Origin of the sequence: Streptomyces enissocaesilis, assembly GCF_039533765.1 — a bacterium.
GTDB lineage: Bacteria > Actinomycetota > Actinomycetes > Streptomycetales > Streptomycetaceae > Streptomyces > Streptomyces enissocaesilis.
Window position 1 is genome coordinate 1 of sequence record NZ_BAAAUD010000106.1, and the last position, 19,954, is coordinate 19,954.

A 19,954-nucleotide genomic window follows, 5' to 3' on the forward strand; every position below is an offset into this window, starting at 1 on the left:
ACCGAACAGCGGAACAGAACATCGGAACTCTCCCTCACCCCACCCGAACCCATGCCTGACCAGGGAAAATCAACAGATCGCATTCGGTTGAGATACGGCTTCTGAGGCGATTTACCAGGCCCTTTGCGTGCAAGGGCGCGGGGTGCTCAAGCGCGAGCTGGTCGCCTGCCTGCGCACCGGACGCTCACTGCGCATCCCGCGAGAGCGCACCAGGCAGAGCGTCCCTCACCCAGTCCGGTCTGCCCTCCCACACCGCCGATCTGATCGTCGACGCCGACCTGTACATCTCCCACGGCGCACTGACCCACATCACCCGCGACCTCAACCACATCCTGGGCCGGCCTACCGCACCGCTGGCCACAGCTGTCGCCCAGCCACTGGCCACCTGACCAACCTGTCAACCGCAGAGCTCTTTTCCCAGCGACGCCCTCCTTGTGCACGACCGGCCCCTTGCCCAGGACAGCAGAGCCGTGGGGCGCGCGAACTTGCTTGTCGCTGGTAGACGGGCAAGAGCTGGCCGCTTGATCACCGGGGAACGAGCGGCCTCGGGGGTGCCCTTTCCGTTCCGATCGGGGCTTAAGCACCCAACGACCCGACGCTACCCTTCATACGATTCGGCGGCAGTGGCCGGACCGATCAGTTGTCGGCCATTGCCGGGTCGTCGATGCCGTTGCCCTGCCCTGCGGTCCGACCCCGGGTTGGCGTCGAGGTGGAGCGCCCGCAACGGAGCTGCCGTTGCTGCCGTGCCGGATCATGCGTTCTTGACGCGCCCAGAGCTTCCCCGGGTGAACGGGGCAAGGGGCGCGAGATCCCGCGCGCCCTCGCAGATGCGGGGTGGCCGGGATCGCTGATCCCGGCCACCCTGGTCCACGGTTGCCTGACGGCCGGTGACGGCCGGTGGGGTTCATCCGGGGGCGGTCACGATTGACGTGTCACTGGTAGACCCGCACGTAGTCCACCAGCATTTTCGCCGGGAAGGGGGTCGAGGCGTCGGTCGGTCCGGGCCAGTCACCGCCGACGGCGAGGTTGAGGATCAGGTAGAAGGGGTGGTCGAAGACCCACGGGCCGCGGGTCTGCTCGATCTGGGCCTTGTCGAGTGTGAGGACGGTCCGGCCGTCGAGGCTGTAGACGATGCCCTTGCTGTCCCAGTGGGCGGCCCACACGTGGAAGTCGTCCGAGTAGTCGACGTCCCCCGGAAGCTTGTAGGGAGCTCCGATCCCGCCGGCGCCGTTGTACGCCGGCGCGTGGACGGTCGAGTACGAGGTCTTCACGTCTTTGCCGAGGACCTCCATGATGTCGACCTCGCCGTTGTACGGCCACGGACGGCCGTCGAGGAAGTCGGCGCCCATCATCCAGAAGGCGGGCCACAGGCCGTTGCCCTTGGGCACCTTGATCCGCGCCTCGACCCGGCCGTAGGTGAACTCGAACTTGTTGCCGGTGTTCATCCGGGCGGAGGTGTACTGGCAGGTGCCGCTTCCGGTGAGCGGGTCGGTCGGGCAGGAGGTGCCGGGGGTGGCCTGCTTGCGTGCCTCCATGACGAGGTGACCTGTGCCGTCCATGCTCGCGTTGTCGTGGTTGGTGTAGTACTCCAGCTCGTTGTTGGGGCCGGTGCCGGGGTCCGCGGTCCACTTGGCCGGGTCCGGTTTGGTGCCCGCCGGGGTGTTGAACTCGTCCTGCCAGACGATCCGGGGCGGGTCGGCGGGGTCGGGCGGCAGCGGAGGCGGGGTGACCGGGGCTCCGCCGGTGCCGTACACCTGGAACTCCCACAGCGAGTAGCCGTAGGGGGTGGCCCGCTGCGTGCCGTACATGCGGACGTACCGGCCGGTTCCGGACACAGTCAGGGTCTGCTTGAACCCGGTGCCCGCCGTGGTCGAGTAGATCGGGGTCCAGTTCGTGTTGTCGGGCGAGACCTGGATCTGGAAGGCCTTGGCGTAGGCCGGGTCCCACTGGAGCACCACCTTGCTGATCTGCGCCGTCGCGCCCAGGTCAACGGAGATCCAACCGGGGTCGGTCCAGCCGTTCGTGGGGCTGGTCGCCCAGCGGGAGGCGGGGTCGCGGTCGAAGGCGCGGGCCGGGGTGCACTCCCAGCAGTTGCCGTCGGTCTGCGAGCTGGAGGCCGCGCCGGTCTTGCCGTACGACAGGAGCTTCTCACTGGGGGTGGGATCCGGGTCGCCGCCGGTGTCCTTGGTGCCGTACACCTGGAACTCCCACAGCGAGTAGCCGTACTGGGTGGCCCGTTGCGTGCCGTACACACGGACGTAGCGGCCGGTTCCCGAGACGGTCAGCCGCTGATTGCCACCGGTGCCGGTGGCGGTCTCGTGGACCGTGGACCAGGTACGGGCATCGGCGGACACCTGGATCTGGAAGGCCTTGGCGTAGGCGGCCTCCCAGTTCAGGGCGACCTCGCTGATCTTGGCAGAAGTGCCCAGGTCGACCTGGATCCACTGAGGGTCGGCGAAGGCGCTGGACCAGCGGGTGCCGGGATCGCCGTCCACGGCGTTGGCGCCGGCGAACGGGCTCTCCGTGGACGAGACCGTCACCGGTCTGCCCTGGGAGAGCAGAGTGTCGGCGGCGTGGGCGGGTGGGGGGCCGGGCAGGCCGGCGAGCGACAGCAGGATGACCGCGAGGGCTATGAGCAGGCCCAGGCGGCGGCGCATCGGACTCATGGCGGCTCCTCGAAGCGAATGCGTGGGGTGAGAAGGTCAGGGAGCGCTCCCTGGAGGGGGAGCCTGCTGCCGCCGAGGGGAGGTGTCAAGGGTTCCGGTTCATCTCGGGAGAACCTTTTGCATTATCTGATTCCCCATCAAACTTAGCTTTCCCAAGCACATTTGAGGGGTCATGCGCCACCGTTCCGACCGAACGGAAGCCACTGCCGCGCGGACCCGATCCCCACCCGTTCTTACTCTCGCCTGCCCGCCTCCCCTCTCCTCTTGAGGGAACGCTCCCTGAACAGCTCCGGTGCCGCGTCGACCACCGGAATGGAACGGGAACCCGCACACGCGTCGGCCTCTTCTGGGCCGGGGCATTGCGGTCGTACGGGCATCTCGTAGGGTCGAGGCAGGACGGTACGCCGACGCGGCCCCGCCCGGGCAGCGGTCCGGTGAGACCGGGCGCGCGGCAGCACGGGAACGGCAGACGGGGGCAGAAAATGGAACCGGGGGCAGCGAGGCGTGCTGGGATGAGACGCCCCACACTGGCCGTGGTCGCGGCGCGCGCCGGGGTGTCCAAGTCGAGTGTGTCGCGGGTCGTCAACGGTGAGCACACCGTCGCACCGGAGATCCGGGACTTGGTGATGCGCGCCGTACACGAACTGGGGTACGTCCCCAACGCGGCGGCCCGCAACCTGGTGACGCGCAGGACGGACGCGGTCGCAATGGTCGTCTCCGACCCGCCGCAGGGGGTGCTCTCCGACGACCCGCTGTTCTCCACCGTGGTGCGGGTCGCCAGCCGCGAGCTGGAGGCGGCCGGCAAGCAAGTGGTGCTCATGCTCGCGGAGTCCGACCGCAGCCGGGCCCGCGTCGAGAGCCATGTGGCCGCCGGCCACGTGGACGGCGTCCTGCTCCTCTCCCTGCACGGTGCCGACCCGCTGCCCGCCGTGCTGGCCAGGACATCGCTGCCGGTGGTCTCCTTCGGCCGCACCGCGGCCCCGACCGTGCCCTATGTGGACCTGGACAACGCCGGCGGCGCGACACTTGCCGTGCGCCACCTTCTGGACCGGGGGCGACAGCGCATCGCCACCGTCACCGGGCCGCTGGACCTCAGTGACGCCCGCGAACGGCTCGCGGGCTACCGCGAGGCCCTGCGCGACACCGGCCGACGCCCGCTGGTGGCACTGGGCGACTTCACCCGGATCTCCGGCGCCGAGGCCATGCGTCAGCTCTTGGCCGACGAGCCGTCCCTCGACGCGGTGTTCGCGGCCAACGACCTCATGGCGATCGGTGCTTTGCGGACATTGAGAGAGACGGGGCGGCGCGTACCGGACGACGTAGCCGTGGTCGGCTTCGACGACATCGAGGCCGCTGCCTACAGCGCCCCGGCGCTGACCACGGTCCGCAGTCCGATGGCGGACCAGGCCCTGACCGCCGTCCGCCTCCTGCTCGGTCTGCTGGCAGGACAGACTGGAGAACCGGTGATCATGCCAAACGAATTGGTAGTGCGGGAGTCCACCTGAGCGGAGGCTCGCCACCCGGTTCAGACGGCCCGGCCCAGACCGGCACCGAGGGCATACGACAATCGACGACTACCCGCCGGACGACACCGTCGCACCTGGCTCGTCCGCCACGCCGCCGATTTCGTCGAGGAGGAAAAAGCCCTGGTCGGGCTGGTGACGGACAGCAAGGCGGTGTGTGGCTCGCGCACCGCCGACAAAACGGCGGTCCATCTGCTGGCCGCCGTCCTGCACAGCAGCCAGGCCGTCATCACCCAGTGCCATGTGGCGGCCAGAAGCAACAAGGCCCCGGCGTTCACCGCTCTGCTGGCCCGTTTCGGCCTGCATGGCGTGGTTGTCACCGCCGACGCGGTGCACCCAGCGCAAGTCTTCGAAGAGCATCATTGCCGTCGGCGGGCGCTGCCTCCTGGCCGTCAAGGGCAACCAGAGGAACTACGCCGCCTGCCCTGGCAGCAGATACCGCTGCTGGACCGCACCCGCACCACCGGGCACGGACGACGCAAGGTAAGCCGGCTGAAAGTGCGCGTCGTCCAAGCCGGATCACTCTTCCCCCCACGCCGTCCAAGCCGTCGAGATCCAACGGCGCCGTGTCAACGGCAAGACCGGCGAGGTCCAGACGAAGACCGTCTACGCCGTCACCAGCCTCACCCTCGAACCTGGCCTTCCGGTTCCGTCCAGGGCGTCAGGACGCTCTCTCGTGCAGCGACCCGTCGCAGCACGTCACCGACTGCTTGGGCGAGGACCAGCCCGGCCTGCCGAACGAACAGTTCCCGTGCCCGCTCCTATTAGGACTTGGTCAGGTCGGTTGTGGTGCTGCGTGTCCTTTGGGCCCTGTGTGGCGTTGAGGGTGTGTGACTCCGGACGAGATTGGTTTGGTGCGCGGGGAGTTGGAGGCATTTGCGGCGGAGGTGTTCGAGCCGTTCGCGCGTAAGGACCAGCGCCGGTGGGGGCAGGTCTACCTACGGGGACTGCTGACCGACGGGCAGCGTAAGTCAGTCGAGCCGATGGCCGCCCGGCTCGGCGAGGACGGCAACCGTCAGGCTCTGGCCAACTTCATCACCACCAGCCCCTGGGACCCGGCACACATCCGGGCCCAGCTCGCCTGGCGGATGGAGGCGGCGATCCGGCCGAAGGCCGTGGTCTTCGACGACACCGGCTTCCTGAAGGACGGGACCGCCTCGGCGTGCGTGTCGCGGCAGTACACCGGCACCGCGGGCAAGGTCACCAACTGCCAGGTCGGCGTCTCGCTCCACCTCGCCTCCGACCACGCCTCGGCGGCGGTCAACTGTCGGCTGTTCCTGCCCCAGACCTGGGATCCCGCCTCACCGAAGGCCGATCCGAGCAAGGTCGCCCGCCGCACCGCCTGCGGCATCCCGGACGATGTCGGGCACGTGGAGAAGTGGCAGCTGGCCCTGGACATGCTCGACGAGACCCGATCCTGGGGACTCGACGTGCCGCTGGCCATCGCGGACGCCGGATACGGCGATGCTGCGGCCTTTCGGCACGGACTGCAGGCCCGCGGCCTGAACTACGTGGTGGGGATCTCCACCACCATGTCGGCACAACCCGCCCACGCGGTCCCGGTGTGTGAGCCGTACTCGGGCAATGGACGCCCGCCGGTGCCGAAGTACCCCGACCCGCCCCGGTCGGTGAAAGAGCTGGTCATCGCGGCGGGCCGGAAGGCGGCCAGGCCGGTGCAGTGGCGTGAGGGCTCCCGGCCGGGCACCGGCCGCTCGGGGGTCAAGCGGATGTACTCCCGCTTCGTGGCCTTGCGGATCCGGCCTGCCGGACGGGAGATCCGGCAGGCCACCGACGGCCCGGAACTGCCCGAATGCTGGCTGCTGGCCGAATGGCCCGCCGCCGAGGCCGAGCCGGTCCAGTTCTGGCTGTCCGACCTGCCCGCCGACACCCCGCTGACCACCCTGGTCCGGCTCGCCAAGCTCCGCTGGCGCATCGAGCACGACTACCGGGAGATGAAGCAGGCCCTGGGTCTGGCTCACTTCGAGGGCCGCACCTGGGGCGGCTGGCACCACCACGCCACCCTCGTCACCGCCGCCCACGCCTTCTGCACCCTGCAACGACTGGCCCGGGCCCCAAAAGACGCGGCGCCGGCCTGAGCCTCTACCAAGTCGTCCGCGAGCTTCAGACCCTCCTCGCGACATGGACCGGCGCCTGCCCCACCTGTCACCGCGCCATACCCACACCAGCCCCGACCTGACCAAGCCCTACTATCCCGTCGGTTGAGAACGCATCAGCTCTGGGCCCGGACCGGACACGTAACACTGCATACCGCAGGGGTCGCACTCCATCGCCACCTGACGCCGAGGTGGAACCCTCAGCACCTGGACCCTCCGGGCATTGCTGGCCGACCTGCGCCACAGGGAATACAGCGGGTCAGAAGTGCGTAGTGATCCCGAACGCTTCTCGGAGCCGGGCCATGTCGTGGCGGTCGCGCTCGGTGGGTTCGTAGCCCTGGTGGAAGTAGACCTGCTGTTCGGCGGACAGGCAGGGAACGGTGCTGTGCTGAATCGTGCCGGTGAGGCGTCCCCCGGAGTGTGGACACAGGGGTTCATGCTGCGAGTGTGAGTCTACGTTCTCTCTGGAGCTGCCGTTCGAACTCGGTGGGTGAGAGGTAGTTGAGGGCGCTGTGGCGCCTTCGGGTGTTGTAGTAGGTGAGCCACTGAGCCGTTTTCAACCTGACGGGTGGTTGGGCGGGCGGCCCCGGCCGCGGACGTGAAGAAAGCTCCTGGTAGACGGGTTCACGACCAAGATCACCAGTCCGCCAGGAGCTTTCGCGTGCTTGTCTACCCGTCCGCCATCGATCTGTCCAGCCGCACCCTGCACCACCTCTCCGGTCTTCTCGCAGGTCACCGCCGCCGTATCGGCTCCCGGTGGCGTCGCCTGACCTGCGGCCGGCAGGCTCTGCTCGTCCTGGCCCACCTGCGTTGCGGCGACACCTACGCCCGTCTCGCCGCAGGCTTCCGCATCGGGATCGCCACGGCCTACCGCTCCATACGCGAGGCCGTCGACCTCCTGGCCGCACTCGCGCCTACGCTGGAACAGGCCATGGAGACCGTGCGGAAGAAGGCGTACGTGATCCTCGACGGCACCGTGCTGGCGATCGACCGCATCGCCGCCGACCGGCCGTACTACTCGGGGAAGAAGAAGCACCACGGGACGAACGTGCAAGTCCTCGCGGATCCCGCCGGCCGTCTGATCTGGGCTTCGGACGCGCTACCCGGGGCCGTGCACGATCTGACCGCGGCCCGGACCCATGGCATTCCCGCAGCTCTCGCCGCCGACGCCATCAAGTGCTGGGCGGACAAGGCGTATCAGGGCGCAGGTCCTGCTGTCCGCGTCCCGTTCCGGGGCAAGGGTCTGCGCGGCTGGCGTCGGCGTCACAACCGAGATCACGCCAAGATCCGCAGTCTCGGCGAACGTGCCATGGCCACCCTCAAATGCTGGCGGCTCCTGCGGAAGCTCCGCTGCAGCACCACCCGGATCACCGCCGTCGTCCGTGCCGTCGTCACCCTCGAACTTGCCTCCTGATCAAGATGGAAAAGGCTCATTGATTACCTGGATCTCGACTACTGATTTCGGAGCCCTTTATGGCGAGCATCAATTACCCGTTGAGCCGAAGCACGGTAGTTGTCACGTAGGCAGGCTTGTTGTCACCGGCGAAGCTGCGAGCCGTTGCCCGACTGGCTGATCAGCGACCCTGGTGGTCTGGCCCTGGTCGACGACTGTCCTCGGGACCGGCTCAGCGGGCCGGGCGCCACATGGTGGTCACCACGTGACCGGTGGCGATGGTGATCTCGTCTCGGGGGGTGAAGCCCGCTCTCTGGTAGCGGGCGATGTTCGCGGGGTTGGATGATTCCAGATAGGCGGGGGCGCCAAGGGTGTCGATGCAGGTGAGGCTCTCGGCGAGCAGGCCCATGCCCAGTCCGTTGCCGCGGTGGTCGTCGTGGACGCCGAGGAGGGTGAGGTAGAAGCACGGCTCGGCGGGGTGGGCGGCCTCCAGCTGGTCGTAGATCGCCAGGATGGCCTTGGCCGCTTCTGTTCCGGCGGCCTGGGTCAGCAGTTCCTCCAGGCCGGCTTCCTCGTGCGGGGTGAGCTCGGTGCCGCCCGGCGGGATCCAGACTGCCGCGGCTTCCGCGCCCGGCGTCACCAGTGTCCAGGGGTAGCGCTGTGCGGAGGTGACGTACAGGCGCCACATGGTGGCCGCCTGCAGGGCGCGCCGTGGTTCGTCGGGAAAGGCCGGGCCCCACAGCGGGTCGTGGAAGAAGGCGGTCGTCATCACTTCGACGATCGCGTCGATGTCCTTGGGGGTGGCGATTCTGGCGGGGACGGGAAGGTAGGCGCTGGTCATCGCCGTACCGTAACCGCGCGGACCCGCCCGGCGCTCGACGGATTTCGTCGCCCGGGGGCGGGGCTACTTCTTCTTCATCTCGATCTCGACGAAGGCCAGCGGCGTGGTGCCGGCGTTGACGACCTCGTGTTCGCCGCCGGCCGGGCGGGCGTAGGACTGTCCCGCCCGCAGCTGCGAGGAGGTGACCGTGCCGTCGGGGGTGATCACGTCGGTTTGGCCGTCGGTGAGGGGGACGACGACGTAGTCGTGCTCGTGCACGTGGCGGCCGGTGCTCTGGCCGGGTTCGAAGTCCCAGCGGGTGACCCGCACCCGCTCGTCCTCGTGCTGCACGCTCGCGCGGGCCGTACTCGTCATGGCCGGTGTCCTTGCTGTCGTTGGCGGAAACATCCCTGGTGGCAGGCTAGCTGGCGGTTCTCACCGTGCCGGAGCGGGGATGACGCCTGCTGTAGTCGCGGCGCGTCGGGCGAGCAGATCGGTGACCAGGGCCAACGGGGGCCAGGTGAGGCGGCCGTGGCGGGCGACGGCGTGGGCCCGCAGCATCACCTGGGGACCGGTGAGGGGCATCAGGCGGACTTCGGGGAAGGTCGGGGTGCCGATCGGCAGCAGTCCCACGCCGAGCCCTGCGGTGATCATGCCCTGGACCAGATCGAGGCTGTCGGCCTGGTGCGTGATGCGGGGGGTGAACCCTGCCATTGAGGCCAGGGTGCGGATGACCGTCTCGTCGGCGGTGTTGCGGGAGTTGACGATCCAGTCGTACGCAGCGAAGCGGGCGAAGACTCCCAGCGTGCCCGCCGTGTCGGGCACCTCGGTGTGGGCGGGGATGCCCAGGCCCCACGGGGCTGTCCACAGTGCGGTGGTGTGCACCGTGGGGTCGGGGTCGGCCGGGGCCAGGTTGTAGTCGTAGGTCAGGGCCAGGTCCGTCTCGTCGGCGGCCAGGAGCTGAAGGGCTTCGGCGGGTTCGTGCTCGCGCACCAGGAGGTGCAGCCGTGGATGGGTGCGGGCCAGTTCGGTGACCAGGGGCAGCAGGTGGGCGCGGATGGCGGTGGCGAATCCGGCCACCCGCAGGGTGCCGTTGGGCTCTGCCCCGGGGGCGAGGTCGAGGCGGGCGGTTTCCACCGCGGCGAGGATCACCGCGGCGTGCTCGGCCAGGCGGCGGCCCGCCGGGGTGAGCCTGACCCGCCGCCCGTCCGGCTCGATCAGGGCCGCGCCCATTTCTTTCGCCAGGACGCCGAGCTGCTGCGAAACCGTCGAGGTGGTGGCGCCCGTAACGTCGGCGACCGCGCGCATCGATCCCAGCCGGGACAGTTCCACCAGCAGCCGCAGCCGTCGTGTCTCCATGGCCTCATTGTCCAGGTTTCCCGAACGAACCATCCATGATCGGCACGTGGACACGAACAATGGCCGCAGCCTCTACTGGAGCCCATGAGTCCGCAGACACCTCCACACCGGCCGCGCCCCAGCGGCGCCCAGACCGGGCTGATGATGGCCCTGGCCGCCATGTCCGCCGTCCAGCTCGGCTCCGCGCTGACGGTGCCCCTGTTCGACCAGCTCGGCGCGCTGGGCACGGCCGGACTGCGCCTGGGATGGGCCGGCCTGCTCCTGCTCCTCCTCGTCCGGCCCCGGCGCCGCGACTTCACCCGCCAGGACCTGGGGGCCTGCACCGTGCTCGGCGTGGCGACCGCGGGGATGATGATGTTCTTCATGCTCGCCCTCTCCCGCCTGCCGCTGGGCACCGCGAGCGCGCTGGAGTTCCTCGGCCCGCTGGCCGTGTCTCTGCTGGGGCCCGGGCGGGGGCGCAAGGTGTGGACCGCGGCGGCCGCGGTCGGCGTCGTGCTGCTGACCGAGCCCTGGCACGGTGGCCTCGATCCGCTCGGCACGGGATACGCGCTGGCCGCCGCGGCCTGCTGGGCCGCCTACATCCTGCTGACCCAGCGCGTCGGCGACAGCGTCACCGGACTGAAGGGCCTGGCCCTGTCCATGCCCGTCGCCGGCGTTCTCGGCATGCTCATCGCCGCACCCACCGTCTCGGCCCACGTGACCTGGCCGGCCCTGTGGATCATGCTCGCCCTGGCCGCCCTGAGCCCCGTGCTCCCCTTCGCCCTCGAATTTCTCGCCCTGCGCCGGCTCACCACCTCCGCCTTCGGCACCCTGATGAGCCTGGAACCCGCCATCGCCACGCTGATCGGCCTGCTCGTACTCGGCCAGATACCTGGCCTGGCACCCGCGGTCGGTATCGCCTTCGTCGTGATCGCCGGCATGGGCGCAACCCGCACCGGCGCCCGCCCGCTCCCCGGCATGCCGCCCGCACCGAAACCCCGCGTTCAACAGGCGTCGTGAGCGGCGGCAAAGCGCCGACATCGGTGCAGAGAGCTATGGGCTCTCGCTCTTCGCTACTGGTGACAGAAAGGCTGCCGAATGAACATATGTGACAAGCCGCGTGCCTCATCGGTGACAACCCGACTGCTTCGACCGGCCTCATTCACCAGCTCAACCGGCTCCTCCGGTGACAACTACTGAGCTTCGGCTCACCCGTACCCGGACCCGAAGAACGACGCCGAACGTGCGGCGAACCGCCAGGCCGCGGACGGCTACCAGCGCCAGGAGGAGGAAGCGGCCACCCTTCTCCACCTGGCCGAGGGCTTCCCCCTGTCGCCCCCGAGCTGCTCCTCGAACAGGTGCGGCTCGACCTGGCCACCGCCGACCTGCACGTGGCGCCGCCCGCACCGCTCACGGACGAGGACCAGGGCAGCGTCGTGGTCCACCTCGACGACGACGCCCAAGTCGTCGTCGACTGGCTGCCCCACGCCCGGCTCGACCGCGCGGCGCTCGACATGGTTGAAGCCGACCGCACGGACGACGAGGCTGTCATCCGCTACGAGATGGTCCGATCGGCGATGGACAGCGCCCTCGGCACCATCTTGACCGGCTTCCGCTACACCACCCGCCGGCCGCAGTTCGGGTTCGGCCACATCGTCCTGCAATCCTCGACCGCCCCCGGCTCCCAGGAGTAGCCCCGTGTACGACCGTGACAAGAGCCCGCTGCTCGACGCCGACCACGACGCCGTCCGCATCGCCGACGCCCTGCGCGCCAGCCCCCACATCACCTTCGTCGCCCCGCCCGAGCCCGGCGACGAGACCGTCTGGTTCCGCGACGCCGACGGCATCGGCTACGAACTGTCCCTGACCACCGTGGAGCCGGTCCCCGACGCTGAGTGTGTCGCCTACGCCTGGGACGCCGTCGCCGCCGCAATCGGCAACCACCCGCACTTCGTTCGCGCCGCCCTCGGCAGGGAAGGGGTGATCTTCGGCCCGGACCGCCTCGACGCCGTCACCGCGCTCACCCGCACCGGCAACGAGTACACCCTCACACTGACCGGTGCCCCCTGCCCCGGCTACGAGGAGGAGCCTGCCTCCCCAGCCACCGACGTCGCCTACGCCGCCGACCGGCTGCTGACCAGCGACCCGAGCGACTCGGAACGGGCGACGGCCGAACTCCTCAACTACGTGGCCGCCACCTGGGAGAAGCAGGACCTGCCGCTGCGCGAGCACGCCCAGGCCCTCGCCCGCGCCCTGCGCACCCGGTAGGAGGGATCACCGCATGTCCGCATCCACGGCCACCCGGCGCGCGTACCGTGAGGTGACGACCCGCCGGGAGGACCAGATGAGCGCGCAGCCCGACCACGCCCCCGTCCCGCCGTACGCCCCCGCACCCGGGGCTCCAGCCGAACTCCTCGCCCAGCTGCGCGCCGACCGACGCGCGGACACCTGGGGGCCAGCCTTCGAACAGGAGCGGACGGCCGTGCTGGAGGAGTCCCGCAAGACGTTCTCCCTCGCCGCCCTGTACGAGGTCGTCCAGGTCTGGCAGGCCCGCCTCGCCTCCGCTCCGGCGGTCGACGCCTTCCTCGCCTCGGGGAAGGACGACGCTGGCTTCGTCGACCTGGAAGAGATCCGGAGAAGGCGCCGGTGAGCGGACAGCAGCCGTACGCGGTCCGGCTGTCGCCTCCGGCCGCGAAGGTGCTTGATGCTCTGCCAGAACATGTGGAGCAGATGGCCTGGGACGTCCTGGACGCCGCAGCCGGCCATCCGTGGGGCTTTCCGCAGTGGGACGCGGACGACCCGGAGGGCGAGGACGTACGGATCGCATCCGTCGGTCATCTTCTTCGCCAACCGCGCCATGAGGCACCTGTCCGTGCTGGACATCGTCTGGCTCGGATAGACAGCAGTCAGTGTGTACGACAACGCCTCGTCTCCGGTCCGGCATTGCAGCTGCCGGACCGGAGACGAGGCGTTCACATGCTAAGCAGCTCCACTAACGATCTCGGGGGAAATGGGGCTCTGTCGCTGATCCTGTGACCCGTCTCTGGGCAATCGCGAGCACTGCAAGAGTGGAGACGCAGAGACGCAGCCATGCTGATGACAGTCGGGATCCTGCCCGGTAAATTGGCGATCTTCGGCCGGTGCAAGCTCCCGGAGTCCCCAAAGGCAAACGCCCATGATGAACCTCGATCAGCCCCGCGCACGACTTCGCCTCGACGCCGCGCTGGACGGCCTGGCCGTTACGTTCCGCGGGATGACCGCTCACCCCGACGAGTCCAACTGCGAGTGCCACTGGGGTAGCGCGGAAGACCTCGCGCAGCTCAAGGTGGCGGACTCGGAGCTGGACCCCGATCTCCTGCAGCGCACATGGCAGGCCATCGACTGGAACGATCACGCATCCGTGCTGCGCCGGATCCTGCCCCAGTTCGCCTCGGCCCTCGTCAGCGGCCTCATCCTGCCCCTCTTCGGCACGGAGGAGGTCGGGCGTTCATTCGCTCGCGGCCACTGGCAGCAGTGGCCTGCCGAGCAGGCCACTGCAGTGGAGGAATTCCTGCAGGCCTGGTGGGCCTGCACCCTCACCGATCCCGATCCCGCCGTACCTGTGCATGACCTCCTCGTCCTGGGCGCCGAGGCCACGGGCACGCTGAGCCCGTGGCTCAACACCTGGCAAGCGCTGAGTGACCCTGTGGCCGACCGACACCTGGCCGAAGCGGCAGCGCACTGGGAGTACGAACTGTTCGGTGACCAACTTCCCTGGCAGGCTTGGGAGAACGAGGAAGAGATGCGCGCCGAGCTGACTGCCTGGCTTGTCCGCCACACGCCTGCCCGGCTTCGTGCCTATGGCGCATCCGAGGATCTACTTCACCGGATACGCCTGCTCGGCGTCACCGGACCCGACCGCTGGGAGGACCCGCACTGGCCCGGCCACCGCTACTGATCCCCCGAACCGCACGGTGCTACCTGTCCGCCTATCCAGGCACGTGGGCCCAAACAGGCCGCGCCACAAGATCTGCGACAGAGCCGGAAATGGTGATCGTCCCGGTCAGGCCGTGACATGAGAAGGACCGCACGGGTTGGGTGAGTTGTGAAGCTGACCTGGGCCCGTGCGGCCTGTTCCCATCCTGCCTTGTCGGGTGTCTCCCGCGCACATTTCGGCGAGTTGTTCGCCGAGGTCGCCGGACCGTGGGAAGCAGCCCGGCAGTCCACGCTGCGGGCAGCACGCGGCGGAGAGCGCAAGCGGGCGGAAGGGGCCGGCCGCAAGCCGAAGCTGGTCTTCTTCGACCGGCTGCTCGTCACCCTGGTCCACCTGCGACACCAGCTGCCGCACGAGGTTCTCGCCGAGCTCTTCGAGGTGGACCGCTCCACCGTCTCCGAGGCAATCCGGCAGCTCCGCCCGCTCCTGGCGGCCCGCGGCTTCGCGGTGCCCGACCGGCCCGGCCTGCGGCTCAAGACGCTGGAGGACGTCTTCGCCTATGCCGAAGCGGAAGGTGTCGAGATGCGGCTCGACGGGGCCGAGACGCAGGTCAGGCGCCCACAGGCCGGGCGTCCCGGACGCCGTGAGTTCGTCTCCGGCAAGCGCAGGCAGAACACCATCAAGACCACCACCTTCAGCGACGGCCAAGGCCGCATGCTGCTGTCCGGCGTGGTCCGCCCGGGCCGGATGCACGACCAGACCGCCGTCCGCACCGAGGGTATCGCCGAGCAGTTCCGCAACCGGCCAAGCGTGAAGGCCAAGGTCGACTCCGGATACGCAGGGCTGGCCAAGGAGTTCCCCGGCCAGGTCAGCGCACCGCCGAAGAAGCCCAAGGACGAGGCATGCGACGGCGACAAGTACGCCTGGCGCGAGACGAGGCGGCGGCAGTCCTCGGCCCGGATCTGCGTGGAACACACCAACGCTGAGCTCCGCCAGTGGGCGCCCCTGCAGCGGTTCACCGGACGCCGCGACATCTACGCCGAAACGCACCTCGCGATCGCCTCCCTGGTCTCTGACCGATCCGCACAGCGGGTCACCCGCCCAGAGACGAGCACCGAACTCGTCCTCGTCCGCGACGTGACCTGCTGATCACCCACCAGCCGAACCGCCAGGCCGGCACGCCCGAATCTCAATTTCCCCCGAGGCCGTAAGGTCGACGGGCGGGATACTCAGTTCACCGACACGTAGAGCTCGTCGTCGTCCGTCAGGTGGGCGGTGACCCCAGGGACGCCCACATGGCGGCCATGTGCTGGCCACAGTCCTGAATGGCCCGGTCCACGGCCGCGAACTCGGCCAGTGAGGGCAGCGTAGGAGTCGAGGCCAGCACTTCACGGATGGGTGACCAGACCGGACCGAGGAGCCTGTAAACAGCCGGGTGGTCCGAGTAGTTGGCCAGGAGCGGAGCGTTCCCGCTCGCTTCCTCCACTGCATCGGCGTGCGCGATCAGCTTGAGAACCGCGCCGGTGCCGAAGAGCAGACCCTCGTACATCTCGTCTAGCCCGATCTGGTGCGTTCGGTAGGCGTACACCAGGTCAGGCCAGCCGGGGTGCACGGCATCAAGGAGTTCGGCGAAAGCTTCTCGGTAGCCCTCACCGACGAGGTCGGCGAAAGTAAGCGGACGGGGCTCGCCGCCACCTGGCGTCACGTTGAGGAACTTCCCCAGGAGGGTATTGGAGATCAGGTCGCAGCGGAACTCGTCGGCGGCCTCGTACGCCCAGATTGCCGCCACTTCCTCCGGTGTCTTGGAACGGGTCGTCTTGGGAGGCCGGGTACCGGCAGCCGCACGGAGCCGACCGACGAGAGCGTGCCCGTACTCGTGCAGGACCAAATGAAGGAACTCCACTTGGTCCAACTCTTCCCCGGCTGCCACGTCACCGGTGTCGAGGACGATGACGGTATCGCTGAAGTTCCGGACCAAACTGATCGTCTTGCCCTTCACCATGCCGCCGGACCGCTCGGGAGTGAAGTCCCTCTCGATATCTCTGCGTGCGCGGATCGATGCCGTGATGTCGCTGGTGAGCACCACCGTCAGCTCCATCTCCGGAACACCGGACCTGTCGGCGACCATGCTGATCACGGAGTGCACGCTTTCGATGAACCCAGTCAGGCCGGGACGGGCACCGTGTTCTTCGATCACGGTCAGGGCATAGGCGGTAGTCACGTGGTCCTCTCGTCCGCAGACAGATGGACACCATCATGGGCCTCACCACTGACAACGCCGCGAGTCCCCGCGTCTACTGATCTTTTCGTAAGTTCGGTGGATGTAGTGGCTATTGATCAGAAACTCATGGGGTTCTCGTTCAGGACGTAGCGGACGTGTGGGCCACCGAAGTAGCCGCGGACGATGTGCGGTTGGCGCTGGCGTCTGCGGAAGAAGCGACGGGTCTCCGAGGCGAGTTCGGTCTGATCGCGGGCCCGGTGCTGCTTGGGGAGGCTGTGCTTGAGGTCGGCGTTGACCAGCTCGTCCGGGTTCAGCTCGGGCGAGTAGGCGGGGAGGAAGTGCAGCTCGACGGCGTCGGGGTGGGCGGCGAGCCAGTCGCGGACCTTCTTCGAGCGGTGGGCGGAGTGCCCGTCGACCACGAGGTGGATCTTGTGGTCGAAGTGGCCGGCGAGCCGGTCCAAGAAGCGACACATTACCTCGGCGGTGAAGCTCTCGGTGAAGACCATGAAGTGCATCCGGCCCTTGGTACTGATCGCGGACATCGCGTTCACGGAGAACCGGTTGCCGCTCCGCCGCACGATCGGGGTTCGGCCCTTCTCTCCCCAGGTCCGGCCGGTGACCTGGTCGGAGCGGATCCCGACCTGGTCGGCGAAGAGGACCTCACCGCCGTCGGCCCTCGCCCTCGCACGGATCCTTGGCCAGGTCTCGGCATGCCACTGCGCGACGGCCTCGGGGTCCTGCTCTACGGCCCGCTTGTCCGGGCGCTGGAAAGAGAGCCCCCAGCGCTTGAGGTACTTGCCCACTCCAGGCTCGGTGAGCTTCACCCGGTACAGCTTCGCGATCAGCTCACCGATCAGCCGACGCGTCCACAGTTGCCCGCCCAGGCCCACCTCGCTGGGCCGGTGGTCGAGGACGGCCTGCCGCACGGCGGCCTGTTCAGCCTCCCCGAGCACTTGATGCACCCCGACCGGCTTCCCGCGAGGGCGCATCACCAGCGCTTCCCGGCCGCCTGCCTGCCACTTCGCCCACCACTTGTCGACGGTCTTCAGCGACACCCCGAAGACTGCCGCCACGTCCTCACGGTCCCGGCCCGCCGCCAACGCGGCCACCGCCCGCAACCGCAGGGCCTCCTGCGCCGACGGCGACAGATGTCGCGCGTCCCCCACCAGATCGCTCACACACGTCCAACGACCCAGAACACAAACCGTTTTCGGATCAAATAAGGTGCCGCAATGAGATTGCGCGGAATGGTCATCGCATTTTTCGTGGTCCCGCTATTGTGCCAATACGAAACTAAGTGTTTCTTCACTTCACTTCCGAGTCTGCCGAGCGATTCCGTACGTTCCGACAGGATGTAGGGCGTGCAGTTTATCGCGGTGCTCAGCCTATGCGTGACGGGCGCGCGCGTGTCAAGGCCCACCTTCCCGATGGTTCTGTTATTCGTGATCAATCCCTTTTGTCCGCAACGCACCGCCACGAGGAACAAGTAGGGTTGAAGTGAAAAGATCCCGCTAGGTAATTCAAGCCAACGGAGTTGATTTCGGCCTCCCTGCTCTGCCGAACACCCGATAGCAGTAGACAGGCCTTTAGTGTCATGGGATGCTTTTGGGTGGCTCGCATTTTGCGCATATACGGCTAAATGGCGCGTGGTCGGCGGCGGAGTCTTGGGAAGGTGCGACATGTCAATGAATGCTGGGTCTTCCGAGAATCGTTCTGGAATTGACCTGAAGGCGGTGGAGGGTCTAGTGGCCGGGCTCTTGGGCGTGCAAAGGCCAGCGCTGTTGAAACTCCCCGGATTCGCGGGAAATCTGACCCTACTCGTCCGGTCTGGCGGAAACTGTTGGGTACTTAAGTGCTGTTCACGGGAAGAACTCGAGGCCGAGCGCGTAGCGATCGGCCTCGCTGCGGGGCAGGGCGTGCCGGTTCCTGAAACCGTCGTGATGGACGCCGAGCCCGATCCCTTTCCCTCTCCGTTCATTCTGATGCGATGCAGCGAGGGTGAGGCGGCGTCCAGTGACGCCGGCCTTCGGGAGGCTGGCCGTCACATCGCCGCTCTACACCGGGTGGAACTGCCCGAGTTCGGTCATCTCAAGGGTCCGAAGTACGCCACGAAGCAGGACGAGTTCGCCGCACTGGTGCAACGTGTGTCCGGTCTGCGGGAGGCCGGCGTCCTGTCCGAGGCCACCGCCGCGGCGGTGATCCACGCATCCCACCGCGCCGCCCAGAGTTCGACGGCTGGTCCTCGCCTGCTCCATGGGGACCTGCATGCCCGGCACATCCTCGAGAAGCGGGGGACGGTCCAGGCGATCATCGACTGGGCGGATGCCGCTGGCGGCGACCCCCTGCTCGACCTGGCCCGGCTGTCCATGCAGTCCGAAGACGGGGTGCTACCGGAAGCGTTCTTGTCGTCCTATCTGGAAGTCCATCCGCTACCTTCCGACCTCAATTCGCTACTGGGTCCGCACCGGGTCGTCTGGGCCATCCACGCCCTCATGTGGGAGATCGCGGCAGAGGGCGACTGGATCGCCCCGATGGTGAGGAACATCGAGGCCGAGTTGGCAAAGCTTGGCACTCGCTGATGGTGCAGGAACCGCTAGGCGATCAGCGGTCGCGGAAGACCGGTGAGGCAGTCCGGGACGACTCAACCTCCTTGTGGCAGCACCACGACTTCCTCCGCCTCTGGCTGGGGAGGGGAGTGACGCAGCTCGGCACTGCCATCACGGACTTCGCGCTTCCCATTCTGGTCTTGTCCCTGACCAACTCTCCCAGCCGCGCCGGGCTGCTGGCCGCGCTGGAACGCCTCCCCTATCTACTCCTCGCCATCCCGGCGGGTGTCCTGGTCGACCGTTGGAACAGACGCACGGTGATGCTGGTGTGCGGGCTCATGCGGGGCGTGTGTATCGGGACATTCGGGATCTACCTCATGATGGGTGGCGAGGATTTATCGGTGCTCACCGCCACACTTCTCATATCGGGAACTTTCTACGTTTTTCATTCCGTCGCCGACAATGCGATCCTTCCGCAACTGGTTCCGCGGCGAGCGCTCGTCAGGGCCAGCGGTTGGATGGAGGGCACGACCTCAGTCGTAGACCTGGCCGGGCCGGCACTGGCGGGCGTTGTCATTGCGCTGAGCACTGTGACTATCGGAGTCGGGTACGCGTACGGCATTGACGCGCTGAGCTACGGCGTGGCGGCTGTCGCGGTGTCTCTGATACGTACCCCCATGGCGCGGACCATTCCCGAGGAGTCGGAGTCGCTTGCCAAGTCCGCCCGCGTCGGAATGTTGTTCCTGTGGAGGGACCCAGTGCTGCGCAGCCTGGCCCTGACCAACCTTGCCAACTGTGTACTGCTCGCACCTCTGGGCATCCTCTTCATCACCTTCGCCCGCAGCTTCGGGATGGACCCTGAGGAGACAGGCCGACTGCTTGCTCTCGGAATTGCCGGGGGAGTCCTGGGCAGCATCGCCACGGCCCCTCTCGAACGCAGACTAGGCTCTGCGGGGGTACTGTTCCTGAGCGGTATGGCCTGGGCGCTGGGAAACCTACTCTTCGCCTTCTCATCTGGGATGGCCGTCGTGGTGGGAGCCTACGGGGTCATCAGCTTCGTGATGCCCCTGTACTTCTCGACGTTGTACGCCTACCGGAACAGCATCATCCCGGACAATCTCCGTGGCCGGGTGAACAGCATGTACCGCCTCATCGCCCAACTGGCCGGGCCGATCGGCCTTTCGGCAGGGGGCGCACTTATCGGTCTGTTCGGTACACGGGCGGTGGGAGGGGTATCGGCAGTGATCTTCCTCTTGGTGACCTTGGCCTTCCAACTGACGGGAGGCCGGAGGATGAGGTACGCGGCGCGCTCCTCTTACTGACTTGCGCTCGTCGGGGTGAATTCTCGCGAAGTCCCTGGGGGGTGTGGGTGGATGGCTGTATCCGTGGTGTATGAGATACGCGGATGGGGGCGGGTTGA

The 19,954-nt window shown here is 67.9% G+C and carries 19 protein-coding genes and 2 pseudogenes; 12 read left to right on the top strand and 9 right to left on the bottom strand.

Features of this window, described 5'->3' with window-relative positions; translation table 11 throughout:
- Positions 1-103 precede the first annotated feature (103 nt).
- Positions 104-214: pseudogene (locus ABD374_RS34825) on the top strand (IS30 family transposase); the annotation flags it as partial.
- Positions 215-932: 718 nt separating this feature from the next.
- Here ABD374_RS34825 and ABD374_RS32655 read toward each other — a convergent pair.
- Complete coding sequence (locus ABD374_RS32655) at positions 933-2,657, bottom strand: discoidin domain-containing protein (protein ID WP_425577410.1); 1,725 nt, start codon at positions 2,655-2,657, stop codon at positions 933-935.
- 521 nt (positions 2,658-3,178) lie between these two features.
- Between ABD374_RS32655 and ABD374_RS32660 the strand changes: the two genes are divergently transcribed.
- Positions 3,179-4,171, top strand: coding sequence for a LacI family DNA-binding transcriptional regulator (locus ABD374_RS32660; RefSeq protein ID WP_344500436.1), 993 nt, complete (start codon positions 3,179-3,181; stop codon positions 4,169-4,171).
- Between the two features lie 69 nt (positions 4,172-4,240).
- Here ABD374_RS32660 and ABD374_RS32665 read toward each other — a convergent pair whose 3' ends face one another.
- On the bottom strand, positions 4,241-4,552 hold the full coding sequence (locus tag ABD374_RS32665) for a hypothetical protein (RefSeq protein ID WP_344500438.1): 312 nt from the start codon (positions 4,550-4,552) through the stop codon (positions 4,241-4,243).
- A gap of 467 nt (positions 4,553-5,019) precedes the next feature.
- Between ABD374_RS32665 and ABD374_RS32670 the strand changes: the two genes are divergently transcribed.
- Complete coding sequence (locus tag ABD374_RS32670; RefSeq protein ID WP_344500440.1) at positions 5,020-6,285, top strand: IS701 family transposase; 1,266 nt, start codon at positions 5,020-5,022, stop codon at positions 6,283-6,285.
- A gap of 277 nt (positions 6,286-6,562) precedes the next feature.
- Here ABD374_RS32670 and ABD374_RS32675 read toward each other — a convergent pair.
- A pseudogene (locus tag ABD374_RS32675) lies at positions 6,563-6,688 on the bottom strand (nucleotidyltransferase domain-containing protein); the annotation flags it as partial.
- 49 nt (positions 6,689-6,737) lie between these two features.
- Entirely contained in the window at positions 6,738-6,863 is a 126-nt protein-coding gene (locus ABD374_RS34830) for an integrase core domain-containing protein (protein ID WP_425577409.1), read from the bottom strand.
- 101 nt (positions 6,864-6,964) lie between these two features.
- Between ABD374_RS34830 and ABD374_RS32680 the strand changes: the two genes are divergently transcribed.
- A complete protein-coding gene (locus ABD374_RS32680; RefSeq protein WP_344500442.1) occupies positions 6,965-7,717 on the top strand; it encodes a transposase family protein in 753 nt (250 codons plus the stop codon).
- A gap of 211 nt (positions 7,718-7,928) precedes the next feature.
- Here the strand turns inward: ABD374_RS32680 and ABD374_RS32685 are convergent, their stop codons facing one another.
- The 3 genes from ABD374_RS32685 to ABD374_RS32695 form a co-directional block, all read right to left on the bottom strand.
- Positions 7,929-8,537 carry a GNAT family N-acetyltransferase gene (locus tag ABD374_RS32685; RefSeq protein ID WP_344500444.1) on the bottom strand — a complete coding sequence of 203 codons (609 nt, stop codon included), beginning with the start codon at positions 8,535-8,537 and terminating at the stop codon, positions 7,929-7,931.
- Positions 8,538-8,600: 63 nt separating this feature from the next.
- On the bottom strand, positions 8,601-8,891 hold the full coding sequence (locus tag ABD374_RS32690; RefSeq protein ID WP_344500446.1) for a cupin domain-containing protein: 291 nt from the start codon (positions 8,889-8,891) through the stop codon (positions 8,601-8,603).
- A 60-nt stretch (positions 8,892-8,951) separates the two neighbouring features.
- On the bottom strand, positions 8,952-9,875 hold the full coding sequence (locus ABD374_RS32695; RefSeq protein WP_344500448.1) for a LysR family transcriptional regulator: 924 nt from the start codon (positions 9,873-9,875) through the stop codon (positions 8,952-8,954).
- 84 nt (positions 9,876-9,959) lie between these two features.
- Between ABD374_RS32695 and ABD374_RS32700 the strand changes: the two genes are divergently transcribed.
- From ABD374_RS32700 to ABD374_RS32725, 6 genes are all read left to right on the top strand, one after another.
- The gene (locus ABD374_RS32700; RefSeq protein ID WP_344500450.1) at positions 9,960-10,874 is read left to right on the top strand and encodes an EamA family transporter; all 915 of its coding nucleotides are present in this window, start codon (positions 9,960-9,962) and stop codon (positions 10,872-10,874) included.
- A gap of 338 nt (positions 10,875-11,212) precedes the next feature.
- On the top strand, positions 11,213-11,548 hold the full coding sequence (locus ABD374_RS32705) for a hypothetical protein (RefSeq protein WP_344500452.1): 336 nt from the start codon (positions 11,213-11,215) through the stop codon (positions 11,546-11,548).
- A gap of 4 nt (positions 11,549-11,552) precedes the next feature.
- The gene (locus ABD374_RS32710) at positions 11,553-12,122 is read left to right on the top strand and encodes a hypothetical protein (protein ID WP_344500454.1); all 570 of its coding nucleotides are present in this window, start codon (positions 11,553-11,555) and stop codon (positions 12,120-12,122) included.
- 76 nt (positions 12,123-12,198) lie between these two features.
- Positions 12,199-12,504: a DUF6247 family protein gene (locus ABD374_RS32715; protein WP_344500464.1), complete on the top strand. Its 306-nt coding sequence runs from the start codon at positions 12,199-12,201 to the stop codon at positions 12,502-12,504.
- A gap of 528 nt (positions 12,505-13,032) precedes the next feature.
- Positions 13,033-13,791: a hypothetical protein gene (locus tag ABD374_RS32720; RefSeq protein WP_344500466.1), complete on the top strand. Its 759-nt coding sequence runs from the start codon at positions 13,033-13,035 to the stop codon at positions 13,789-13,791.
- A 189-nt stretch (positions 13,792-13,980) separates the two neighbouring features.
- Entirely contained in the window at positions 13,981-14,916 is a 936-nt protein-coding gene (locus tag ABD374_RS32725) for a transposase family protein (RefSeq protein ID WP_344500456.1), read from the top strand.
- Between the two features lie 115 nt (positions 14,917-15,031).
- On the opposite strand, the gene ABD374_RS32730 is transcribed toward ABD374_RS32725, so the two are convergent.
- Positions 15,032-15,895 (bottom strand): hypothetical protein, encoded by an 864-nt coding sequence (locus ABD374_RS32730; RefSeq protein ID WP_344500458.1) that lies wholly within the window; start codon positions 15,893-15,895, stop codon positions 15,032-15,034.
- Positions 15,896-16,104: 209 nt separating this feature from the next.
- Positions 16,105-17,166: an IS630 family transposase gene (locus tag ABD374_RS32735; RefSeq protein ID WP_344500460.1), complete on the bottom strand. Its 1,062-nt coding sequence runs from the start codon at positions 17,164-17,166 to the stop codon at positions 16,105-16,107.
- Positions 17,167-17,673: 507 nt separating this feature from the next.
- On the opposite strand from ABD374_RS32735, the gene ABD374_RS32740 reads away from it, so the two are divergent.
- Together ABD374_RS32740 and ABD374_RS32745 are read left to right on the top strand one after the other, a co-directional pair.
- Positions 17,674-18,567: a phosphotransferase family protein gene (locus ABD374_RS32740; RefSeq protein WP_344500468.1), complete on the top strand. Its 894-nt coding sequence runs from the start codon at positions 17,674-17,676 to the stop codon at positions 18,565-18,567.
- Entirely contained in the window at positions 18,567-19,856 is a 1,290-nt protein-coding gene (locus ABD374_RS32745; RefSeq protein ID WP_344500462.1) for an MFS transporter, read from the top strand. Before ABD374_RS32740 ends, ABD374_RS32745 begins: the two co-directional genes overlap by 1 nt.
- Positions 19,857-19,954: the final 98 nt, after the last annotated feature.